The organism is Kitasatospora sp. NPDC002965 (assembly GCF_040611255.1).
Lineage (GTDB): Bacteria > Actinomycetota > Actinomycetes > Streptomycetales > Streptomycetaceae > Kitasatospora.
In genome coordinates this window covers 16,242-31,632 of sequence record NZ_JBEXNT010000115.1, presented here as the reverse complement: position 1 = coordinate 31,632, position 15,391 = coordinate 16,242, and the positions used below count along the sequence as shown (strand labels likewise).

The following is a 15,391-nucleotide window of genomic DNA, read 5'->3' as shown; positions in this document are numbered from 1 at the left end:
CCGACGGCCGCATCGTCGACGAACTCCACCAGCCCACCGCCGACACCGTCCTGGACCGCATGCGCCGCTTCGACGCCAAGGGCCGCACCAGCTGACACCGCGACAGCCGACCGCCCCCTCACCGACCCCAGGACACCCGGGAAACCCCATGTATCGCACCGCACTGCGCAACGTGCTGGCCCACAAGGGCCGACTGCTGATGACGGCGCTCGCCGTCATGCTCGGCACCGCCTTCGTCGCCGGCACCATGGTCTTCTCCGACACCTTCGGCAAGGCCATGCGGGACAGCAACTCCAAGAGCTACTCGGACGTGGCGGTCCAGGTCGTCGACAACTCCGCCGGAGCCACCGCCAGCGCCCGGGAGAAGAGCGAGAAGAGCCCGGCGACCCTGACCGACGCGACCGTCCAGCAGCTCGCCGCGCTGCCCGGCGCCGCCTCGGCCCGCGGCGTGGTGAGCGGCTTCACCGGCGTCGCCGACAAGGACGGCACCCTGATCGGCCAGGCCTGGTCGGCCAAGGGCGGCAACTTCGCGCCCGGTCCGGACGGCAAGGACACCCGGTACCCGATGGTCGAGGGCCAGGGCCCGAAGACGGCCAAGGAGATCGCCCTCGACCGGAAGACCGCCGACAAGGCCGGCTACAAGGTCGGCGACACCGTCCGGGTCGGCTCCAACGGCCCGGTCGTCGAGGCGAAGCTCACCGGCGTCTTCACCACCGACGACCCGGTGGTCAACACCGGCGGCACGCTCACCCTGTTCGACCGCGCCACCGCCCAGCAGCTGCTGCTGGAGCCCGGCCGCTACAGCGGCATCGTGCTCACCGCGAAGCCCGGCACCGCCCAGGACGCCCTGCTCTCCCAGGTCGACGAGAAGCTCAAGCCCGGCCAGCAGATCGAGGTCCGCACCGGCGAGCAGCTCAAGGCCGAGGAGGAGCGGATGATCGCCCGCGGCACGGACAGCATGCGCACGATGCTGCTGGCGTTCGCCGCGATCTCGCTCTTCGTCGGCATCTTCATCATCGCCAACACCTTCACCATGCTGGTCGCCCAGCGCACCAAGGAGCTGGCACTGCTCCGCGCGATCGGCGCCAGCCGCAAGCAGGTCACCCGGTCCGTCCTGGTCGAGGCCCTGGCGATCGGCACCGTGTCGGCGCTGGCCGGCCTGGTCGCCGGTGTCGGCATCGGCGCCGGGATGCAGTCCCTGATCGCCTCGCTGGACGACGGCATGCCGACCGGTTCGCTGGTCATCAAGCCGCTGACCGTCGCGGTCACCCTGGTCGTCGGCGTCCTGGTCACGGTGCTCTCCGCCCTGATGCCCGCCATGCGCGCCTCCCGGATCGCCCCGGTCGCCGCGATGAGCAGCGGCGACCAGCCGGCCTCCCAGAAGTCGCTGGTGGTCCGGAACGTGATCGGCTCGCTGCTGGCCGCCGGTGGCATGGCGCTGGTCGCCTTCGGCGCGGCCAAGGGCAACTCCGACGGCCGGATCCCGGTCGCGATAGGCGCCGTGCTCGCCGTCCTCGGCGTCTTCATCCTGCTGCCGCTGCTCTCCCGCCCGGTGATCGCGCTGGTCGGCCCGGTCCTCGGCCGGCTGTTCGGCATGCCGGGCAAGCTGGCCCGGCAGAACGCGGTGCGCAACCCGCGCCGCACCGCGGCCACCGCGGCCGCGCTCACCATCGGCATGACCCTGGTCACCGGGCTGACGGTGATCGGCGCCTCGGTCTCCGACACGCTCGACAAGGCCGTCACCAGCTCGATGAAGGCCGACTTCCTGGTCTCGGCCGCCAACGGCATGAGCCTGTCCGACAAGGTCCCGGGCGAGATCGCCAAGGCCCCGGGCGTGACCGCCTCCTCGCCGCTGACCACCGTCTACTGGGAGCTCAACGGCACCTCCAAGGCGATCACCGGCCTGAACGCGGACACCTTCGACAAGCTGGTGTCCGTCGAGCTGAAGAGCGGCTCCGTCGCGGCCGTCGGCAAGGGACAGCTGCTGGTCGACGAGGACGTCGCGAAGAAGTTCGGCGTCACCACCGGCTCGACGATGAACGTCACCTTCCCCGACGAGACCACCGGCACCCTGACCGTCGGCGGCGTCTACACCAAGGGCGGCCTGCTGGGCCCGGTCATGCTGGCCAACAGCGAGATCGTCAAGCACGAGCCGCAGCCGTACCTGAACAACGTCCTGGTCAAGGGCGCCGACGGGGAGAGCGACAGCCTCAAGCAGTCGCTGAAGAGCGCCACCGGCGCCAACCCGGTGATCGAGGTCAAGTCCAAGCAGGACGTCCGTGACGACTTCAGCCAGATCATCACCTTCGCGCTGAACATGATGTACGGCCTGCTGGCGATGTCCGTGATCGTCGCGATCCTCGGGGTCATCAACACCCTCGCGATGTCGGTCTTCGAGCGGAAGCGCGAGATCGGCATGCTGCGGGCGATCGGCCTGGACCGCGGCGGCATCAAGCGGATGGTCCGCCTGGAGTCCGTGGTGATCTCGGTCTTCGGCGCCGGCATCGGCGTCCTGCTCGGCGCCTTCATGGCCTGGGCGATCAACGGCACGCTGAAGTCCAACCTGCAGGGCCTGACCACGGTCCTCCCGTTCGGCCAGCTGCTGGTCTTCCTGGTGCTGGCCGGCCTGGTCGGCCTGGTCGCCGCCTTCTGGCCCGCCCGCCGGGCGTCCAAGCTGGACATCCTCGCCAGCATCAAGACGGACTGACCCCGGGCCGGTTCGGCACCGGACACGGAAAGGCCCCCGCCAGAGGGTTCGGCGGGGGCCTTCTCGTACTTCTCGTACTCCGCCCGACTCGCACAGCCGGCTGAGCACCACGGAGGTCGTGGTCCGGCAACGCTGCCGGGCGGAGGGCCTCCGACTCATACCCCGGTGCTCCCACACCGGGGTCCGCAGTCGCCTACTTGCTGCCGGCGAGCTCCTTGTCGGCAGCAGGCTTGGCAGCCTCGGCAGGCTTGGCGGCCTCGACCGGCTTGGGCGCGGGCGCCGCGGCCTCCTGGAACGCCTCGAACGGCTTCTCCATCTGCGACAGGCCGACGGCCTCGCGCTTCAGGAAGACGGCCAGGGTCCAGTCGGTGAAGACGCGGACCTTGCGGTTCATGGTGGGGACCATGGCGCCGTGGTACAGGCGGTGGAACCACCAGGCCGGACGGCCCTTCAGCTTGTACTTGCCGAAGAGGATCGCCACGCCCTTGTGCAGGCCGAGACCGGCGACCGCACCCAGGTTCTTGTGCTTGTACTCCTGCTGCGGGAACCCGCGCATGCCGGAGATGACGTTGTCACCGAGGACGGCGGCCTGGCGGACGGCGTGCTGCGCGTTCGGCGGGCACCAGGCACCCTCGCCGGCGGCGAGGTCCGGCACCTGGGCGTTGTCGCCGGCGGCCCAGACGTAGTCGAAGCCCTGGACCTGCAGGGTCGGCGCGGTGTCGACGTGGCCGCGGGGGCCCAGCGGCAGACCGAACTCGGCCAGCACCGGGTTCGGCTTCACGCCGGCGGTCCACACGATGGTGGAGGCGTCCGCCTCGACGCCGTTCTTCAGCACGACGTGCTGGTCGACGCAGGAGTCCATCGAGGTCTCGATGTAGATCTCGATCTGACGCTCTTCGAGCTTCTCCTTGGTCCACAGACCGAGGTCCGGGCCCATCTCCGGGAGGATGCGGTTGGCCGCCTCCACCAGGATGAAGCGCATGTCGTCGCGGCTGACCGTCTTGTAGATCTTGGCGGCGTCGCGCGCCATGTCCTCGATCTCGGCGATCGTCTCGACGCCGGCGAAGCCGCCGCCGACGACGACGAAGGTCAGCGCCTTGCGGCGGATCGCCTCGTCGGTGGTGGACTCGGCCTTGTCCAGCTGCGCCATGACGTGGTTGCGGAGGCTGATGGCCTCCTCCACGGTCTTCATGCCGATGCCGTGCTCCGCCAGACCCGGGATCGGGAAGGTGCGGGAGACCGAGCCGGTCGCGACGACCAGGTACTCGAAGGGCAGCTCGTACGAGTCGCCGGCCGCGGGCTGGATGGTGGCGACCTTACGGGCGTGGTCCACACCGGTGACCGCACCGGTGAGCACCTCCGCCTGCTTGAGGGCGCTGCGCAGCGGCGCGACGAGGTTGCGGGGCGCGACGTTGCCGCCGGCCGCCTCGGGGAGGAAGGGCAGGTACGTCATGTACGACCGCGGGTCGACGACCGTGACGGTCGCTTCGCCGTAACGCATCTTCTTGAGGATGCGCATCGCGGCATACAGGCCGACGTAACCACCGCCGACAATGAGGATGCGAGGACGCTCCGTGGTGCTCATATCCGAAAGTATCCAGCACCGTTCGGAGCAGCCTTCGTGAGCCCGCTCACAAGCTTCTGGACACCCCGTGCTACACTTCGCGCCCCCAAAATCGCTTCCCGGTCGACTCCTCGCGGCCCGTCCGGCCCCCCGGTGAGCACGTCCGTTCGAACGGCCCCGCTGAGCAGCAACGATCCGTACGGGGCCCGGGTTCCCCCACAGGATTTCGATTTTCAAACCTCTGGCGCGACGGGACCTGCGATCCAGCGGCTGTCATGCCGGGCGGGCCTTCGGTCCCACATATCGGACGGACCGGGCCCGTCCCCGGGGCGAATGACGGGATCTCCATGTGAAGAAATTCACGAACTTTCCCGCACGGCCCCGGGCGCGCCCCGGCCCCGGCACCCGCAACGGGGTGCCGGGGCCGGGAAAACGGCGTGGCAGGGGGGGCGGGGCCCGGTCAGGAAACGATGCTCCAGGCGATCCCGTCCAGGATGTCGTGCTCGCTGACGACCACCTCGGCGGCGCCGGTCCGCTCCATGATCTCCAGCAGTTCCAGCGCTCCGGCGGCGATCACGTCCACCCGGCCCGGGTGCATCGACGGGATGGCCGCCCGCTCCGCGTGGGTGGCGTGCAGCAGCCGCTCGGCGATCGCGGCCACCTCGGCGCGGCTCATCCGCGAGTGGTGGATCGCCTCGGAGTCGTACCGGGGGAGGTCCTGGGCGATGGCCGAGAGGGTGGTCACCGTGCCGGCCAGGCCGACCAGGGTGGCCGCACCGGTCAGCGGGACGCTCTCCGCCGCCCGGTCCAGCTCGGCCCGGACGTGCGCCCGCGCCTCCTCGACCTGCTCCGCCGAGGGCAGCTCGGCTCCGCCGAAGTGCCGCTCGGTCAGCCGGACGCAGCCGATGTCCACCGAACGCGCGGCCCGCACGTCCTCGTCCCCGAGCACGAACTCGGTCGAGCCGCCCCCCAGGTCGAAGACCAGGTACGGCGCCGGGAACTGACCGCCGGTGAACTCCTTGGTGGCGCCGACGAACGAGAGGTGCGCCTCCTCCTCGCCGCTGACGACCTCGGGCTCCACGCCCAGGACGGCGCGCACGCCCTCGATGTACTCGGCGCTGTTCTCGGCGTCCCGGGAGGCGCTGGTCGCCACGAAGCGGATCCGCCCGGGGTCCACCCCGAAGCCGGACACGACCTCCGCGTACTCCCGGCAGGCCGCGAAGGTGCGGGCCAGCGCGTCCGGGTGCAGCCGGCCGGTCCGGTCCACGCCCTGGCCCAGCCGGTTGATCACCATCCGCCGGTCGAGGTCGGTGATCGCTCCGGTCTCCGGGTCGAGGTCGGCGACGAGCAGCCGGATCGAGTTGGTGCCGCAGTCGATCGCGGCGACCCTGGTGACGGTCACGCGCCGTCCTCCCCGGCCTCCTGGGAGGCCCGCTTGGCGGCGCGCTCGGCGGTCTTCTGCTCCTTGGCCGCGATCACGGCCGCGTCGTCCTTCGCCTTGGCCCGGTTGCGGGCCACCCGCTCACCGGCCGCGGTGACCTCGGCGGGGGAGACGCACGGGCCCTTGGCCCACCAGTCCTCCAGCAGGCCGATCGCCTCGTCGCCGAGCGGGTTGACGCCCTCGCCGGCCGCCAGCGAGTGGCCGACCAGCACGTGCAGGCACTTGACCCGGTCCGGCATGCCGCCGGCGCTCGGGAAGCCCTCCAGCACCTCGATGGCGTCGCGCCGGGCGATGTAGTCCTCGTGCGCCTTCCGGTAGGCGGCGGCCAGCTCCGGGTCCTCGGCCAGCCGGGCGCTCTGGTCCTTCATCACGCCGTCCGCCTCCAGGGTGCCGATCAGCGAGGCGGCCTTGGGGCAGGTCAGGTAGTACAGGGTCGGGAACGGCGTGCCGTCCGGCAGCCGGGGGGCCGTCTCCACGACGTCCGGGTTGCCGCAGGGGCAGCGGTGGGCCACGCCGCGCAGGCCGCGCGGGACCCGGCCGAGCTGCGCGGCGATGGCCGCGACGTCCTCGTCGGAGACGGTGGGGTGGTTCTCAGTGGTCATGGGAGGAGCTGTCTCCAGCGGGGGCGGGGGCGGGTGGTGAGGGAGGGGCGGAGGCGGCGGCCGGGGCGGCGGCAGGGGCTGCGGCGGCGTCCACCGAGTCCCAGATGCCGGCGTACCAGGGCCTGGCCGCCTTGGCCGGCCCGGTGGCCGGGCCCTGTGCGGGCGGCGGCGCGCCGACGGACGACCTGGTCGCCTCCCCGGCGGCCGGGTCCACCGCGATGTACGGGGTCTCCCCCGGCATCGCGTAGTGCAGCCGGGCGCGGGCCTGCACCTTGACGTACTCGGGGTCCTGCCAGCGGGCCTTCTCCCGGCGGAGCTGCTCGACCTGCTGCCGGGCGTGCTCGGCCTTGGCCCGCTGGGAGGAGATCTCGGAACGCTGCGAGATGAACTGCCGCGTCGGGTACGCCAGGATCGCCACCAGCGAGCAGAGCACCAGCACGAGGACGGTCGCCCGGCTCGTGAACCGAGGCCGGGCCGCCAAGCCCGGGATCCTCCAGCCTGCCATCTCCGGTGTCCCCTCCTGGTCGCGACGGTGCCCCGCCGTCCACCCTACGGGGTGAACAGGCGGGGCACCGGCGGGAGCTGTGTGTGTCAGCCCTCGTACTTGAACCGCGGGAAGGCGCCGCGGCCGGCGTACTCGGCGGCGTCGTCGAGGATCTCCTCGATGCGCAGCAGCTGGTTGTACTTGGCGACGCGCTCGGAGCGGGCCGGGGCACCGGTCTTGATCTGGCCGCAGTTGGTCGCGACGGCCAGGTCGGCGATGGTGACGTCCTCGGTCTCGCCGGAGCGGTGCGACATCATGCAGCGGTAGCCGTTGCGCTGGGCCAGCTCGACGGCGTCCAGGGTCTCGGTCAGCGAGCCGATCTGGTTCACCTTCACCAGCAGCGCGTTGGCGGTGCCGGTCTCGATGCCACGGGCCAGGCGGGCCGGGTTGGTGACGAACAGGTCGTCGCCGACGATCTGGACCTTGTCGCCCAGCTTGTCGGTCATGGCCTTCCAGCCGTCCCAGTCCGACTCGTCCAGCGGGTCCTCGATGGAGACCAGCGGGTAGGCGGCGACCAGGCCGGCGTAGTACTCGATGAGCTCGGCGGAGGTGAGCGCCTTGCCCTCGAACTGGTAGGCGCCGTCCTCGTAGAACTCGGAGGAGGCGACGTCCAGCGCCAGCGCGACGTCCTTGCCCGGCACGTAGCCGGCCTTCTGGATCGCCTCGACGATGAGGTCCAGGGCCTCGCGGTTGGAGTCCAGGTTCGGGGCGAAGCCGCCCTCGTCGCCCAGGCCGGTGGAGAGGCCGCGCTCCTTCAGCACACCCTTGAGGGTGTGGTAGACCTCGACGCCCCAGCGGACGGCCTCGGAGAAGGACTCCGCGCCGATCGGAGCGATCATGAACTCCTGGATGTCGACGTTGGAGTCCGCGTGCGAGCCGCCGTTGAGGATGTTCATCATCGGGACCGGCAGGACGTGCGCGTTCGGGCCGCCCAGGTAGCGGAACAGCGGCAGGTCGCTGGCCTCGGAGGCGGCGTGCGCGACGGCCAGCGAGACGCCCAGGATGGCGTTGGCGCCGAGCGAGGACTTGTCCGGGGTGGCGTCCAGGTCGAGCATGGCCTGGTCGATCAGGCGCTGCTCGGTGGCGTCGTAGCCGACGAGCTCCGGGCCGATCTGCTCGATGACGGCCAGGACGGCCTTCTCCACGCCCTTGCCGAAGTAGCGGTTCTTGTCACCGTCGCGGAGCTCCAGCGCCTCGAAGGCGCCGGTGGAGGCACCCGACGGGACAGCGGCGCGGCCGGTGCTGCCGTCGTCGAGGCCCACCTCGACCTCGACCGTGGGGTTGCCACGCGAGTCGAGAATCTCACGGGCTACGACGACATCGATGGACGGCACGAGGCATCTCCTAGCGGAAACAGGTTCGGCTGACGGTGGGTGCTGTCGGCCGGACGATTGCGGAGTCGTTACGACCAGAGCCTAACCGCACGGGCTCTCCGGGCCACGTCGGCCCGGGTCCCGTCTCAGCGTGTGGCACGGCTACCCGCCGGTAGTTCACCTGGTTGCCCCACGGAAGGGGGCCGGATCGGGACGAAGGGGCCGGACCCGGTCGAACCCGGCCCCCCTCGCGATCCACCGGCGAAACGGCATCAGCCGAGGGTGAGCACCTGGCCGGGGACGATCAGGTCGGGGTCGCCGCCGACGGTGCCGCGGTTGCCGTCGTAGAGCGCCTGCCAGCCGCCGGAGACACCCTGGCCGGCGGCGATGCCGGCGAGCGTGTCGCCCGCCCGGACGGTGTAGCCGTGGCCCGCGCCCTGCTGGGCGGCCGGGGCGCTCTGGGCGGCGGCCGGACGGGCGTCCTGGACCGCGGCCTGACCGGCGTACTGCTGGTAGACGCTCTGGTGGCTGGTCCAGTACCAGCCGCCGTTGTTCTCGTACCAGAACACCTTCGCGTCGGCGTCCCAGCCGGACGTGCCGGAGAAGGACGGGGCCTGCCCGTACTGCTGCACCTGCGGCCGGTCCTGCTGGGCCTGCGGCTTCGGCGCGGCGTGCTTCGGGGCCTGCTTGGCCGCCTGGGCCGGCTTCTCCTGCTGGGCCGACTTCGGCGCGGCGTGCTTCGGCGCGCTGGTCTGCGGGGCGGTGGTCTGCGGCGCGCTCGGCTGGGTGGCGGCCTGCGGGACGGCCGGCTTGGCGTCCGCCGAGGTGTCGACCGCCGCCGGGGCGCCGCCCTTGCTCAGGCCCGCCTTCTTGGAGCAGACCGGCCAGGCGCCCGGCCCCTGCGAGGCGAGGACCTTCTCGGCCACCGAGATCTGCTGCGCCTTGGAGGCCTGGTTGGCCTGCGGCGCGTACGAGGTGCCGCCGAACGCCTTCCAGGTGCTGGGCGTGAACTGCAGGCCGCCGTAGAAGCCGTTGCCGGTGTTGATGCTCCAGTTGCCGCCGGCCTCGCACTGGGCGACCGCGTCCCAGGTGGAGACCGGGGCGGCGGAGGCACCGGTGGCGCTGAGGATCGGCAGGGCCAGCCCGACACCGGCGACGCCGGCGACGGCGATGGCCTTCTCGGTCTGGGTACGACGACGATGACGGCCGGTTCCGACGAACAGCATGAAGAGGTCCCTCTCCGCACGCCTGCGAGGTGAGCTGTCGGGTTCGGACCGGGAGGTGGCCCGGCCGCGCGAGGCGGCTTCACCCCAAGCCGTGGGGGACGGCAACAAACCTGGTTCCCCCGCCCCTGCCCAGGGTCTGGTCGGTTTCCCGGGGCACGACGGGCAGGACTCGGCGTTCCGTGCTCGGGGCTCGCAGCTGCGAACTCCACGGAGAGTAGACAGATCCGTAGAGCAATCACAAGCTCATATCGTCGGTATCACACGGAAATCACGTCAGGTGATGGATCGCCCACCAACGGGGGCGCTATGTCCGGGTTGGTGGCGGTTCAATCTCGCCGTCCTGCCTGGTCGGAGACCTTCCGTCAGCGTGTCGCGGGTCGCCTCACCGATCGGACGGAGCACCGGACGACTGCCCCGAAGAGGCCCTTTCGGGCATCTTCTCGGGGGTGAATTCCACGGGAAGTTCACGAAGTCCACGCATGATCAGACCACCGCGCCACCGCAGGTTCTCCGGGCTCTCGGCGAGCCGCAGGTCGGGCAGCCGGGAGAGCAGCGTGGCCAGCGCGGACCGCCCCTCCAACCGGGCCAGCGGGGCGCCGATGCAGTAGTGGATGCCGTGCCCGAAGCCCAGGTGCGGGTTGTCCGCGCGGGCCAGGTCGAGGGTGTTCTCGTCGGCGAACCGCGCCGGGTCCCGGTCCGCCGCCGCGAGCACGACCAGCACCGGGTCCCCGGCCGGGATCAGCACCCCGCCGATGGTCAGCGGGCTGGTCGCGAACCGCCACGTCGCCAGCTCCACCGGCCCGTCGTAGCGCAGGAGTTCCTCGATCCCGGTCTCCAGCAGGCCGCTCTCGCCACGGGCGATCGACTCCTGGAGCAGGGCGCGCTGGCCGGGATTGCGCAGCAGCGCGTACGTGCCGTTGCCGATCAGGTTCACGGTCGTCTCGAACCCGGCGAAGAGCAGGATGAAGGCCATCGCCGCCGCCTCGTTCTCGGTGAGGTGCTCGCCGTGGTCGCCGGCCCGGATCAGCCCGGAGATCAGGTCGTCCCCGAGGTCCGCCCGCTTGCGGTGGATCAGCTCCGCCAGGTACTCGCGCATCCGCTTCACCGCGCGCCCCACACCGCCGCGCCGGCCACCGCCGTGCCGGATCATCATCCCGGCCCAGTCCCGGAAGTCGTCCTGGTCCTCGGCGGGCACCCCGAGCATGTCGCAGATCGCGTAGATGGGGAGCGGGAAGGCGAACTCGTGGATCAGGTCGGCGCTCCCGCGCTCCGCGAACCCGTCGATCAGCCGGTCGGTCAGCTGCTGCACCCGGGGCTCGAAGGCCGCCACCCGGCGCGGCGTGAACGCCTTCGACACCAGACGGCGGAGCCGGGTGTGGTCCGGCGGATCGATGTTCAGCAGGTGCGTCATCAGGTCGGCCTGGCGCTCGCCCGGGATGCCGACCCGGCCGGTGCGGTGCGCCTGCTCGCTGTGGTTCGCCGGGTTCTTGGAGAGCCGGCCGTCCGCCAGCGCCTGCCGGGCGTCCGCGTACCGCGTCACCAGCCACGCCTCCACGCCGCTCGGCAGGGTGGTGCGGTGCACCGGCTCGTGCTCGCGCAGCCACGCGTACGCCGGGTACGGGTCGGCGGCGAAGTCCCAGGTGAAGAGCGGAGGGCGGGCGGAGGCGGGCTGGACTGGCATGGAACGACGGTATCCCGGGTGCAAGTCGGACACGACAGGCGTGAGTCTGGTCACCTGAGGGGTATTCCCTGTTGCGGAGGGTCAGGACGTGCCTACGATCCTCCGCAAGATGTCCGTGGGCGCCGGTGCGGGGCCGCCCACAGGGAGGAGCAACACCATGCGGGACACCGGTTCGGTCGTCGTGATCGCGGTACTCCACGGCGGGTCGGGGGCCGACCTCGCCCGCAGGTTCACCGCCGCCGGAGCAGCCGGGATCCTCATCGCCGACCAGCAGGTCGGCATCGCCGAGGACCTCGCCACCGAGCTCGACCGGCCGGGCTGCCCGGTCGTCGGCGTCTGCGGCGACATCCGCCGCCCCAGCGACGTCGCCGCCCTCGTCGACACCGCCGAGAAGCACCTCGGCCCGATCGACCTGTTCTGCGTGGCCGGACCGGACGGCGAGCGGATCGTGTCGCTCGCCGACCTGCCCGACCACCTCGACCTGGAGCGGCTCGCCGAACTGGTCGCGCTGGTCGGCGAGGCGATCGGCGAGGTCGTCCCGGCGCAGCGGCGGCCGGCGAGGGACGTCGCGCGGGTCTGAACCCGCGGTGGCGGGCCGGGCGCCCCGGTCCGCCGCGCGCGGGTGGCCCGGGTGGCTCCGACTACTCGGGCTGCTCGGGCTGCTCCGACTGCTCGGGCTTGAGGCCCTCGGCCGCGCGGACCGCGTCCCGGTAGCCGCGTGCCGCCGCCCGCAGCGCGGCGTCCACGTCCACCCCCGCGTCGTGCGCGCGCTGCGCCACCGCGAGCAGCAGCCCGCCCGCCGACTCCGGCGTGAGCTCCGCGGGCAGCTCGTACGGCTCGTCCGACACGCCCGCGAACCCGGACCGGCGCACCCGCGACACCAGCTTCGCCGCGTACGCCAGCGCCGGCAGCCCGGCCGGCACGCCGTCCAGCACCGACTCGCGCTCCGACTTCTCGGCGGCCTTCAGCGTCTCCCAGTTCGCCTCCACCTCGGCGGCGCCCGTCGCCTCGGCGTCCCCGAACACGTGCGGGTGCCGGTACATCAGCTTCTCGACGATGTCGCCCGCCACGTCGTCCACCGAGAAGGGGTCGGTGGGGTGCTCCTCGGCGATGCGGGAGTGGAAGAACACCTGGAGCAGGACGTCTCCGAGCTCCTCGCGGAGCGTGTCGCGGTCCCCCTCCTCGATCGCCTCGACCAGCTCGTAGGCCTCCTCGACCAGGTACTTCACCAGGCTGGCGTGGGTCTGCTCGGCGTCCCACGGGCAGCCGCCCGGCGAGCGGAGGCGGTCCATCACGGAGGCCAGGTCCAGCAGGCGGGCGCCCGGCAGGTCGTACGAGCCCGGCAGCACCTCGATCTCCGGCACCTCGCCCGCGTGCTCCACCGCGAGGCGCGCCAGCGCGTCGGTCAGCCCTGGGTCCCCGTCCGGACCACCCAGCCAGACCGTCGGGCCCTCCCCGGCCGGCTGCCCGGTCAGGAGCCTGGCCAGCGACGGCGCGGAGCCGGCCGGCACGACCTCCACCTCGACGCCGGCCTGTCGTACGGGGGCGAGCTGCGGATGCCCGGCGTCCCCCGCCAGCACCCGCCCCGCCGACCGCAGGGCCTCCCACGCGGACCAGGACAGCAGCCCGGGGGCCACCCGGTGGGTGGTGGTGAGGAGGATCAGCTTCGCGCCCGGAGGATTCGTCGTCACATCCCCGAACCTACCCGGCGCCGTCGTCTCCCCGCTCGCGGGTTTCGGCGCCCGGCCGCCCGGGAGTGCCTGCCGCCGTCCGCCGCTCCGCACCCGCCCGCGCCGTCCGGAGCGGTCAGCGCGCGAGCCAGGGGTGGGCGGCGGGGGCGAGGCCGACGCGGTCCGGGTCCCAGGTGCCGTACCGGGGGTTGACGCGCAGGTGGAGGGCGACCGCGGCGGCGGCCAGGGCCCGGCGGACCGCCCTGTCTCCCGTCGGGGTGCCGGCGTCCTGGCCGGCGGCCGCGGCGAGGCGGTGAATCCCCAGCCGGCGGCGGAGGTGGTCGTCGATCGCCCCGCCCGGCACGCCCAGCCCGGCGAGCGCCCCGGCCAGCGGTTCCGCGCCGCCGTAACGCACCTCCTCCGCCGCGCGGGCCGCCGCCACCTCGGCCGCACCGACCGCCGGCCCCCGGTCGGCCACCGCCCGGGCCACCACCGCGTCGAGCACCAGATCGGTGACGGCCCGCCTGACCAGTCCGTCCGGCTCCTGCCGGGCATCGGCCGACGCGCCGCCGGACACGTGCCGCAGTGCGGCCACCCGCGCCTCCACCGCCCCGACCGGGATCCGCCGGCCGTCCAGCACCGCCGCGGTGCCCGCCGTCAGCCCGGCGTTGCCGCACGCGGACAGGCCCGCAACGGCCAGCAGGGCACCGGCGGCGGCGGTCCGACGACGGTGCATGGCGATCTCCGGGAGGCTTCCGTGGCTACGGGGGGAAGGCGCGCAGCGGGGTCGGGGCTGGGCGGCGAAGGGGCGGCCGGGCGTTCCTCCCGAGCCTAGGCCGGGGCGTGCGGCCAGGCGCGGACCGTGGCCCGAACGGGTCACACGGGGCGGCGCGGGCTTCGGGCCTCGGGCTTGGGGCCTCGGGCCTCGGGCGTAAACCCTGACGATCGTCCAGGTCGCCGTCTGCCTTTCGGGTCAGGTCGTGGCCCACCTGCTGCTCCTACCGTCCCGATCATGTCGAAAACGGTCAGGAACAACGCTGCCGGGAGGCGGGCGGCCGAGCGCCGGGCAACCGGGAGCGGTCGGGCATCGGGCGGTCGGGCATCGGGCGGGCGGACGAGGAACGGACGGAGGGCGGGAGCACGGACAGCAGGACGGACGACGGGTCTGCGGGTGACCCTCGCCGTGGCGCTTCCGGCGGCAGGGGCCTGTCTGGTCGGCCTGCTGGCCCCCGCGCACGGGGGTGGGGAAGGACCGGTCCGGGTGGTCGCCGGCACGTCCGCCACCGGCTACCGGCGGGTGGTGGAGGCCGTCGCCGACGCGCCGCGCCCGGCGGCCGAGCTGGTGGAGCTGGCGACCGAGGCCGGACTGCTGGTGCTGGGCCTGTTGCTGGCGCTCGGCTGGTGGACGGCGCGGGGGCGACGGGACGCCCGCACGGTCGCGGGGGTGGTGCTCACCGGCCTCGGGACGGTGCTCGCGTACGGGGCGAGCGAGGTGCTGAAGACCGTGATCGACGAGGAGCGGCCCTGCCGCGCGCTGGTCGGGCTCCCGGCCACCGTGCTCGCGGACTGCCCTCCGCCCGGCGACTGGTCGTTCCCCAGCAACCACGCGACCCTGGCCGTCTCGCTGGCCACCGGCCTCGTGCTGCTGAGCCCGCGCCGGACCTGGTTGGTCGTCCCGGTCGGCCTCGGGACGGCGGCGCTGCGGGTGGCGGCCGGCGTGCACTACCCGCACGACGTGGTCGCGGGGGCCGCCCTCGGCGGAACGGTCACGGCCGCGCTGGTCGTCGCGCTGCTGCCCTCGGCGACGGCGCTGGTCGAGTCGCAGAACGGCGTCCGGCCGCTCGGGCCGCTGCTGCTGGCCCGGGCCACGACGCCGGCCGCCGCCCCGGGTCCGGACACGGACCCGGCGGCGGGGTCAGGCTCCGGAGGCCGCGGTCAGGCCGGCCTCGTGGGCGAGGACGGCCGCGGCCGCCCGGTTGGCCACCCCCAGCCGCGCCAGGACGGAGCTCACGTGGGCCTTCACCGTCCCCTCCACCACACCGATCCGGCGGGCGATCTGGCCGTTCGACAACCCGGCCGCGACCAGCGCCAGGACGTCCCGCTCCCGGGCCGTGAGTCCGGCCACCTGTTCACGGGCGGCGGCACGCCGGTCGGCAGGGCCGCCGGACCCGGCGGCGGCGAGGTGGGCCACGACCCGGGCGGTCACCCGGGGTGAGAGGTAGGCCGCGCCGTCCGCCACCGCCCGGACGCCGGCGATCAGCTCCTCCGGTTCGCCCGACTTGATCAGGAACCCGTTGGCGCCGCCGCCGAGGGCCCGCAGGATGTAGTCGTCCTCGCCGAAGGTCGTCAGCATGACGATCCCGGTCGCGGACCCGGTCCGGGTGGTCACGGCCGTCCGGCGGATCTCGGCGGCGGCGGTGATGCCGTCGGTACCGGGCATCCGGATGTCCAGCACGGCGACGTCCGGCCGGTGCCGCCGCACCAGCTCGACCACCTCCCGGCCGTCCCCGGTCTCGGCGACGATCTCGATCCCCGGGTCGGTCGTGAGCACCGCCCGCACACCGGCCCGCACCATCGGCTCGTCGTCCGCGATCACCACCCGGATCGGCAGACCGGTCGTGGCAGGCTCCGGGCCGCTCATCC

Annotated in this window: 12 protein-coding genes, 2 pseudogenes and 1 riboswitch; of the genes and pseudogenes, 4 read left to right on the top strand and 10 right to left on the bottom strand. The window is 72.9% G+C overall.

Annotated features, from left to right (window positions below; all coding sequences use genetic code 11):
* Positions 1-95, top strand: a pseudogene (locus ABZY91_RS32385) (ABC transporter ATP-binding protein); the annotation flags it as partial.
* 53 nt (positions 96-148) lie between these two features.
* Positions 149-2,707 carry an FtsX-like permease family protein gene (locus ABZY91_RS32380; RefSeq protein ID WP_355406576.1) on the top strand — a complete coding sequence of 853 codons (2,559 nt, stop codon included), beginning with the start codon at positions 149-151 and terminating at the stop codon, positions 2,705-2,707.
* Positions 2,708-2,900: 193 nt separating this feature from the next.
* Here the strand turns inward: ABZY91_RS32380 and ABZY91_RS32375 are convergent, their stop codons facing one another.
* From ABZY91_RS32375 to ABZY91_RS32345, 7 genes are all read right to left on the bottom strand, one after another.
* On the bottom strand, positions 2,901-4,292 hold the full coding sequence (locus tag ABZY91_RS32375; protein WP_329879990.1) for an FAD-dependent oxidoreductase: 1,392 nt from the start codon (positions 4,290-4,292) through the stop codon (positions 2,901-2,903).
* A 439-nt stretch (positions 4,293-4,731) separates the two neighbouring features.
* Positions 4,732-5,673 carry a Ppx/GppA phosphatase family protein gene (locus ABZY91_RS32370; RefSeq protein ID WP_355406574.1) on the bottom strand — a complete coding sequence of 314 codons (942 nt, stop codon included), beginning with the start codon at positions 5,671-5,673 and terminating at the stop codon, positions 4,732-4,734.
* Positions 5,670-6,314 carry a DUF501 domain-containing protein gene (locus ABZY91_RS32365; protein WP_355406572.1) on the bottom strand — a complete coding sequence of 215 codons (645 nt, stop codon included), beginning with the start codon at positions 6,312-6,314 and terminating at the stop codon, positions 5,670-5,672. The genes ABZY91_RS32370 and ABZY91_RS32365 overlap by 4 nt, the downstream gene beginning before the upstream one ends.
* Positions 6,304-6,795, bottom strand: coding sequence for a septum formation initiator family protein (locus tag ABZY91_RS32360; RefSeq protein WP_329879993.1), 492 nt, complete (start codon positions 6,793-6,795; stop codon positions 6,304-6,306). The genes ABZY91_RS32365 and ABZY91_RS32360 overlap by 11 nt, the downstream gene beginning before the upstream one ends.
* Before the next feature lie 110 nt (positions 6,796-6,905).
* Positions 6,906-8,192, bottom strand: a complete 1,287-nt coding sequence (gene eno / locus ABZY91_RS32355; RefSeq protein WP_329879994.1) for a phosphopyruvate hydratase — start codon at positions 8,190-8,192, stop codon at positions 6,906-6,908.
* Between the two features lie 251 nt (positions 8,193-8,443).
* Complete coding sequence (locus ABZY91_RS32350; protein ID WP_355406570.1) at positions 8,444-9,397, bottom strand: transglycosylase family protein; 954 nt, start codon at positions 9,395-9,397, stop codon at positions 8,444-8,446.
* Between the two features lie 5 nt (positions 9,398-9,402).
* A riboswitch (cyclic di-AMP (ydaO/yuaA leader) is annotated at positions 9,403-9,549 on the bottom strand.
* Between the two features lie 230 nt (positions 9,550-9,779).
* Positions 9,780-11,078: a cytochrome P450 gene (locus ABZY91_RS32345; protein ID WP_355406568.1), complete on the bottom strand. Its 1,299-nt coding sequence runs from the start codon at positions 11,076-11,078 to the stop codon at positions 9,780-9,782.
* Between the two features lie 157 nt (positions 11,079-11,235).
* On the opposite strand from ABZY91_RS32345, the gene ABZY91_RS32340 reads away from it, so the two are divergent.
* A complete protein-coding gene (locus ABZY91_RS32340) occupies positions 11,236-11,658 on the top strand; it encodes an SDR family NAD(P)-dependent oxidoreductase (protein ID WP_329947917.1) in 423 nt (140 codons plus the stop codon).
* Positions 11,659-11,719: 61 nt separating this feature from the next.
* On the opposite strand, the gene ABZY91_RS32335 is transcribed toward ABZY91_RS32340, so the two are convergent.
* Together ABZY91_RS32335 and ABZY91_RS32330 are read right to left on the bottom strand one after the other, a co-directional pair.
* Positions 11,720-12,769: a MazG family protein gene (locus tag ABZY91_RS32335; protein ID WP_355406566.1), complete on the bottom strand. Its 1,050-nt coding sequence runs from the start codon at positions 12,767-12,769 to the stop codon at positions 11,720-11,722.
* A 115-nt stretch (positions 12,770-12,884) separates the two neighbouring features.
* On the bottom strand, positions 12,885-13,484 hold the full coding sequence (locus tag ABZY91_RS32330) for a hypothetical protein (RefSeq protein ID WP_355406564.1): 600 nt from the start codon (positions 13,482-13,484) through the stop codon (positions 12,885-12,887).
* Positions 13,485-13,760: 276 nt separating this feature from the next.
* Between ABZY91_RS32330 and ABZY91_RS32325 the strand changes: the two are divergent.
* Positions 13,761-14,471, top strand: a pseudogene (locus ABZY91_RS32325) (phosphatase PAP2 family protein); the annotation flags it as partial.
* A 192-nt stretch (positions 14,472-14,663) separates the two neighbouring features.
* Here the strand turns inward: ABZY91_RS32325 and ABZY91_RS32320 are convergent.
* Positions 14,664-15,389: a response regulator transcription factor gene (locus ABZY91_RS32320; protein ID WP_355406562.1), complete on the bottom strand. Its 726-nt coding sequence runs from the start codon at positions 15,387-15,389 to the stop codon at positions 14,664-14,666.
* Positions 15,390-15,391: the final 2 nt, after the last annotated feature.

Bases quoted from the DNA above. Each gene is read 5' to 3' on its own strand.
- ABZY91_RS32380 (WP_355406576.1), top strand. From the start codon at position 149: ATGTATCGCACCGCACTGCGCAACGTGCTGGCCCACAAGGGCCGACTG.
- ABZY91_RS32375 (WP_329879990.1), bottom strand. From the start codon at position 4,292: ATGAGCACCACGGAGCGTCCTCGCATCCTCATTGTCGGCGGTGGTTAC.
- ABZY91_RS32365 (WP_355406572.1), bottom strand. From the start codon at position 6,314: ATGACCACTGAGAACCACCCCACCGTCTCCGACGAGGACGTCGCGGCC.
- ABZY91_RS32350 (WP_355406570.1), bottom strand. From the start codon at position 9,397: ATGCTGTTCGTCGGAACCGGCCGTCATCGTCGTCGTACCCAGACCGAG.
- ABZY91_RS32345 (WP_355406568.1), bottom strand. From the start codon at position 11,078: ATGCCAGTCCAGCCCGCCTCCGCCCGCCCTCCGCTCTTCACCTGGGAC.
- ABZY91_RS32340 (WP_329947917.1), top strand. From the start codon at position 11,236: ATGCGGGACACCGGTTCGGTCGTCGTGATCGCGGTACTCCACGGCGGG.
- ABZY91_RS32330 (WP_355406564.1), bottom strand. From the start codon at position 13,484: ATGCACCGTCGTCGGACCGCCGCCGCCGGTGCCCTGCTGGCCGTTGCG.
- ABZY91_RS32320 (WP_355406562.1), bottom strand. From the start codon at position 15,389: ATGAGCGGCCCGGAGCCTGCCACGACCGGTCTGCCGATCCGGGTGGTG.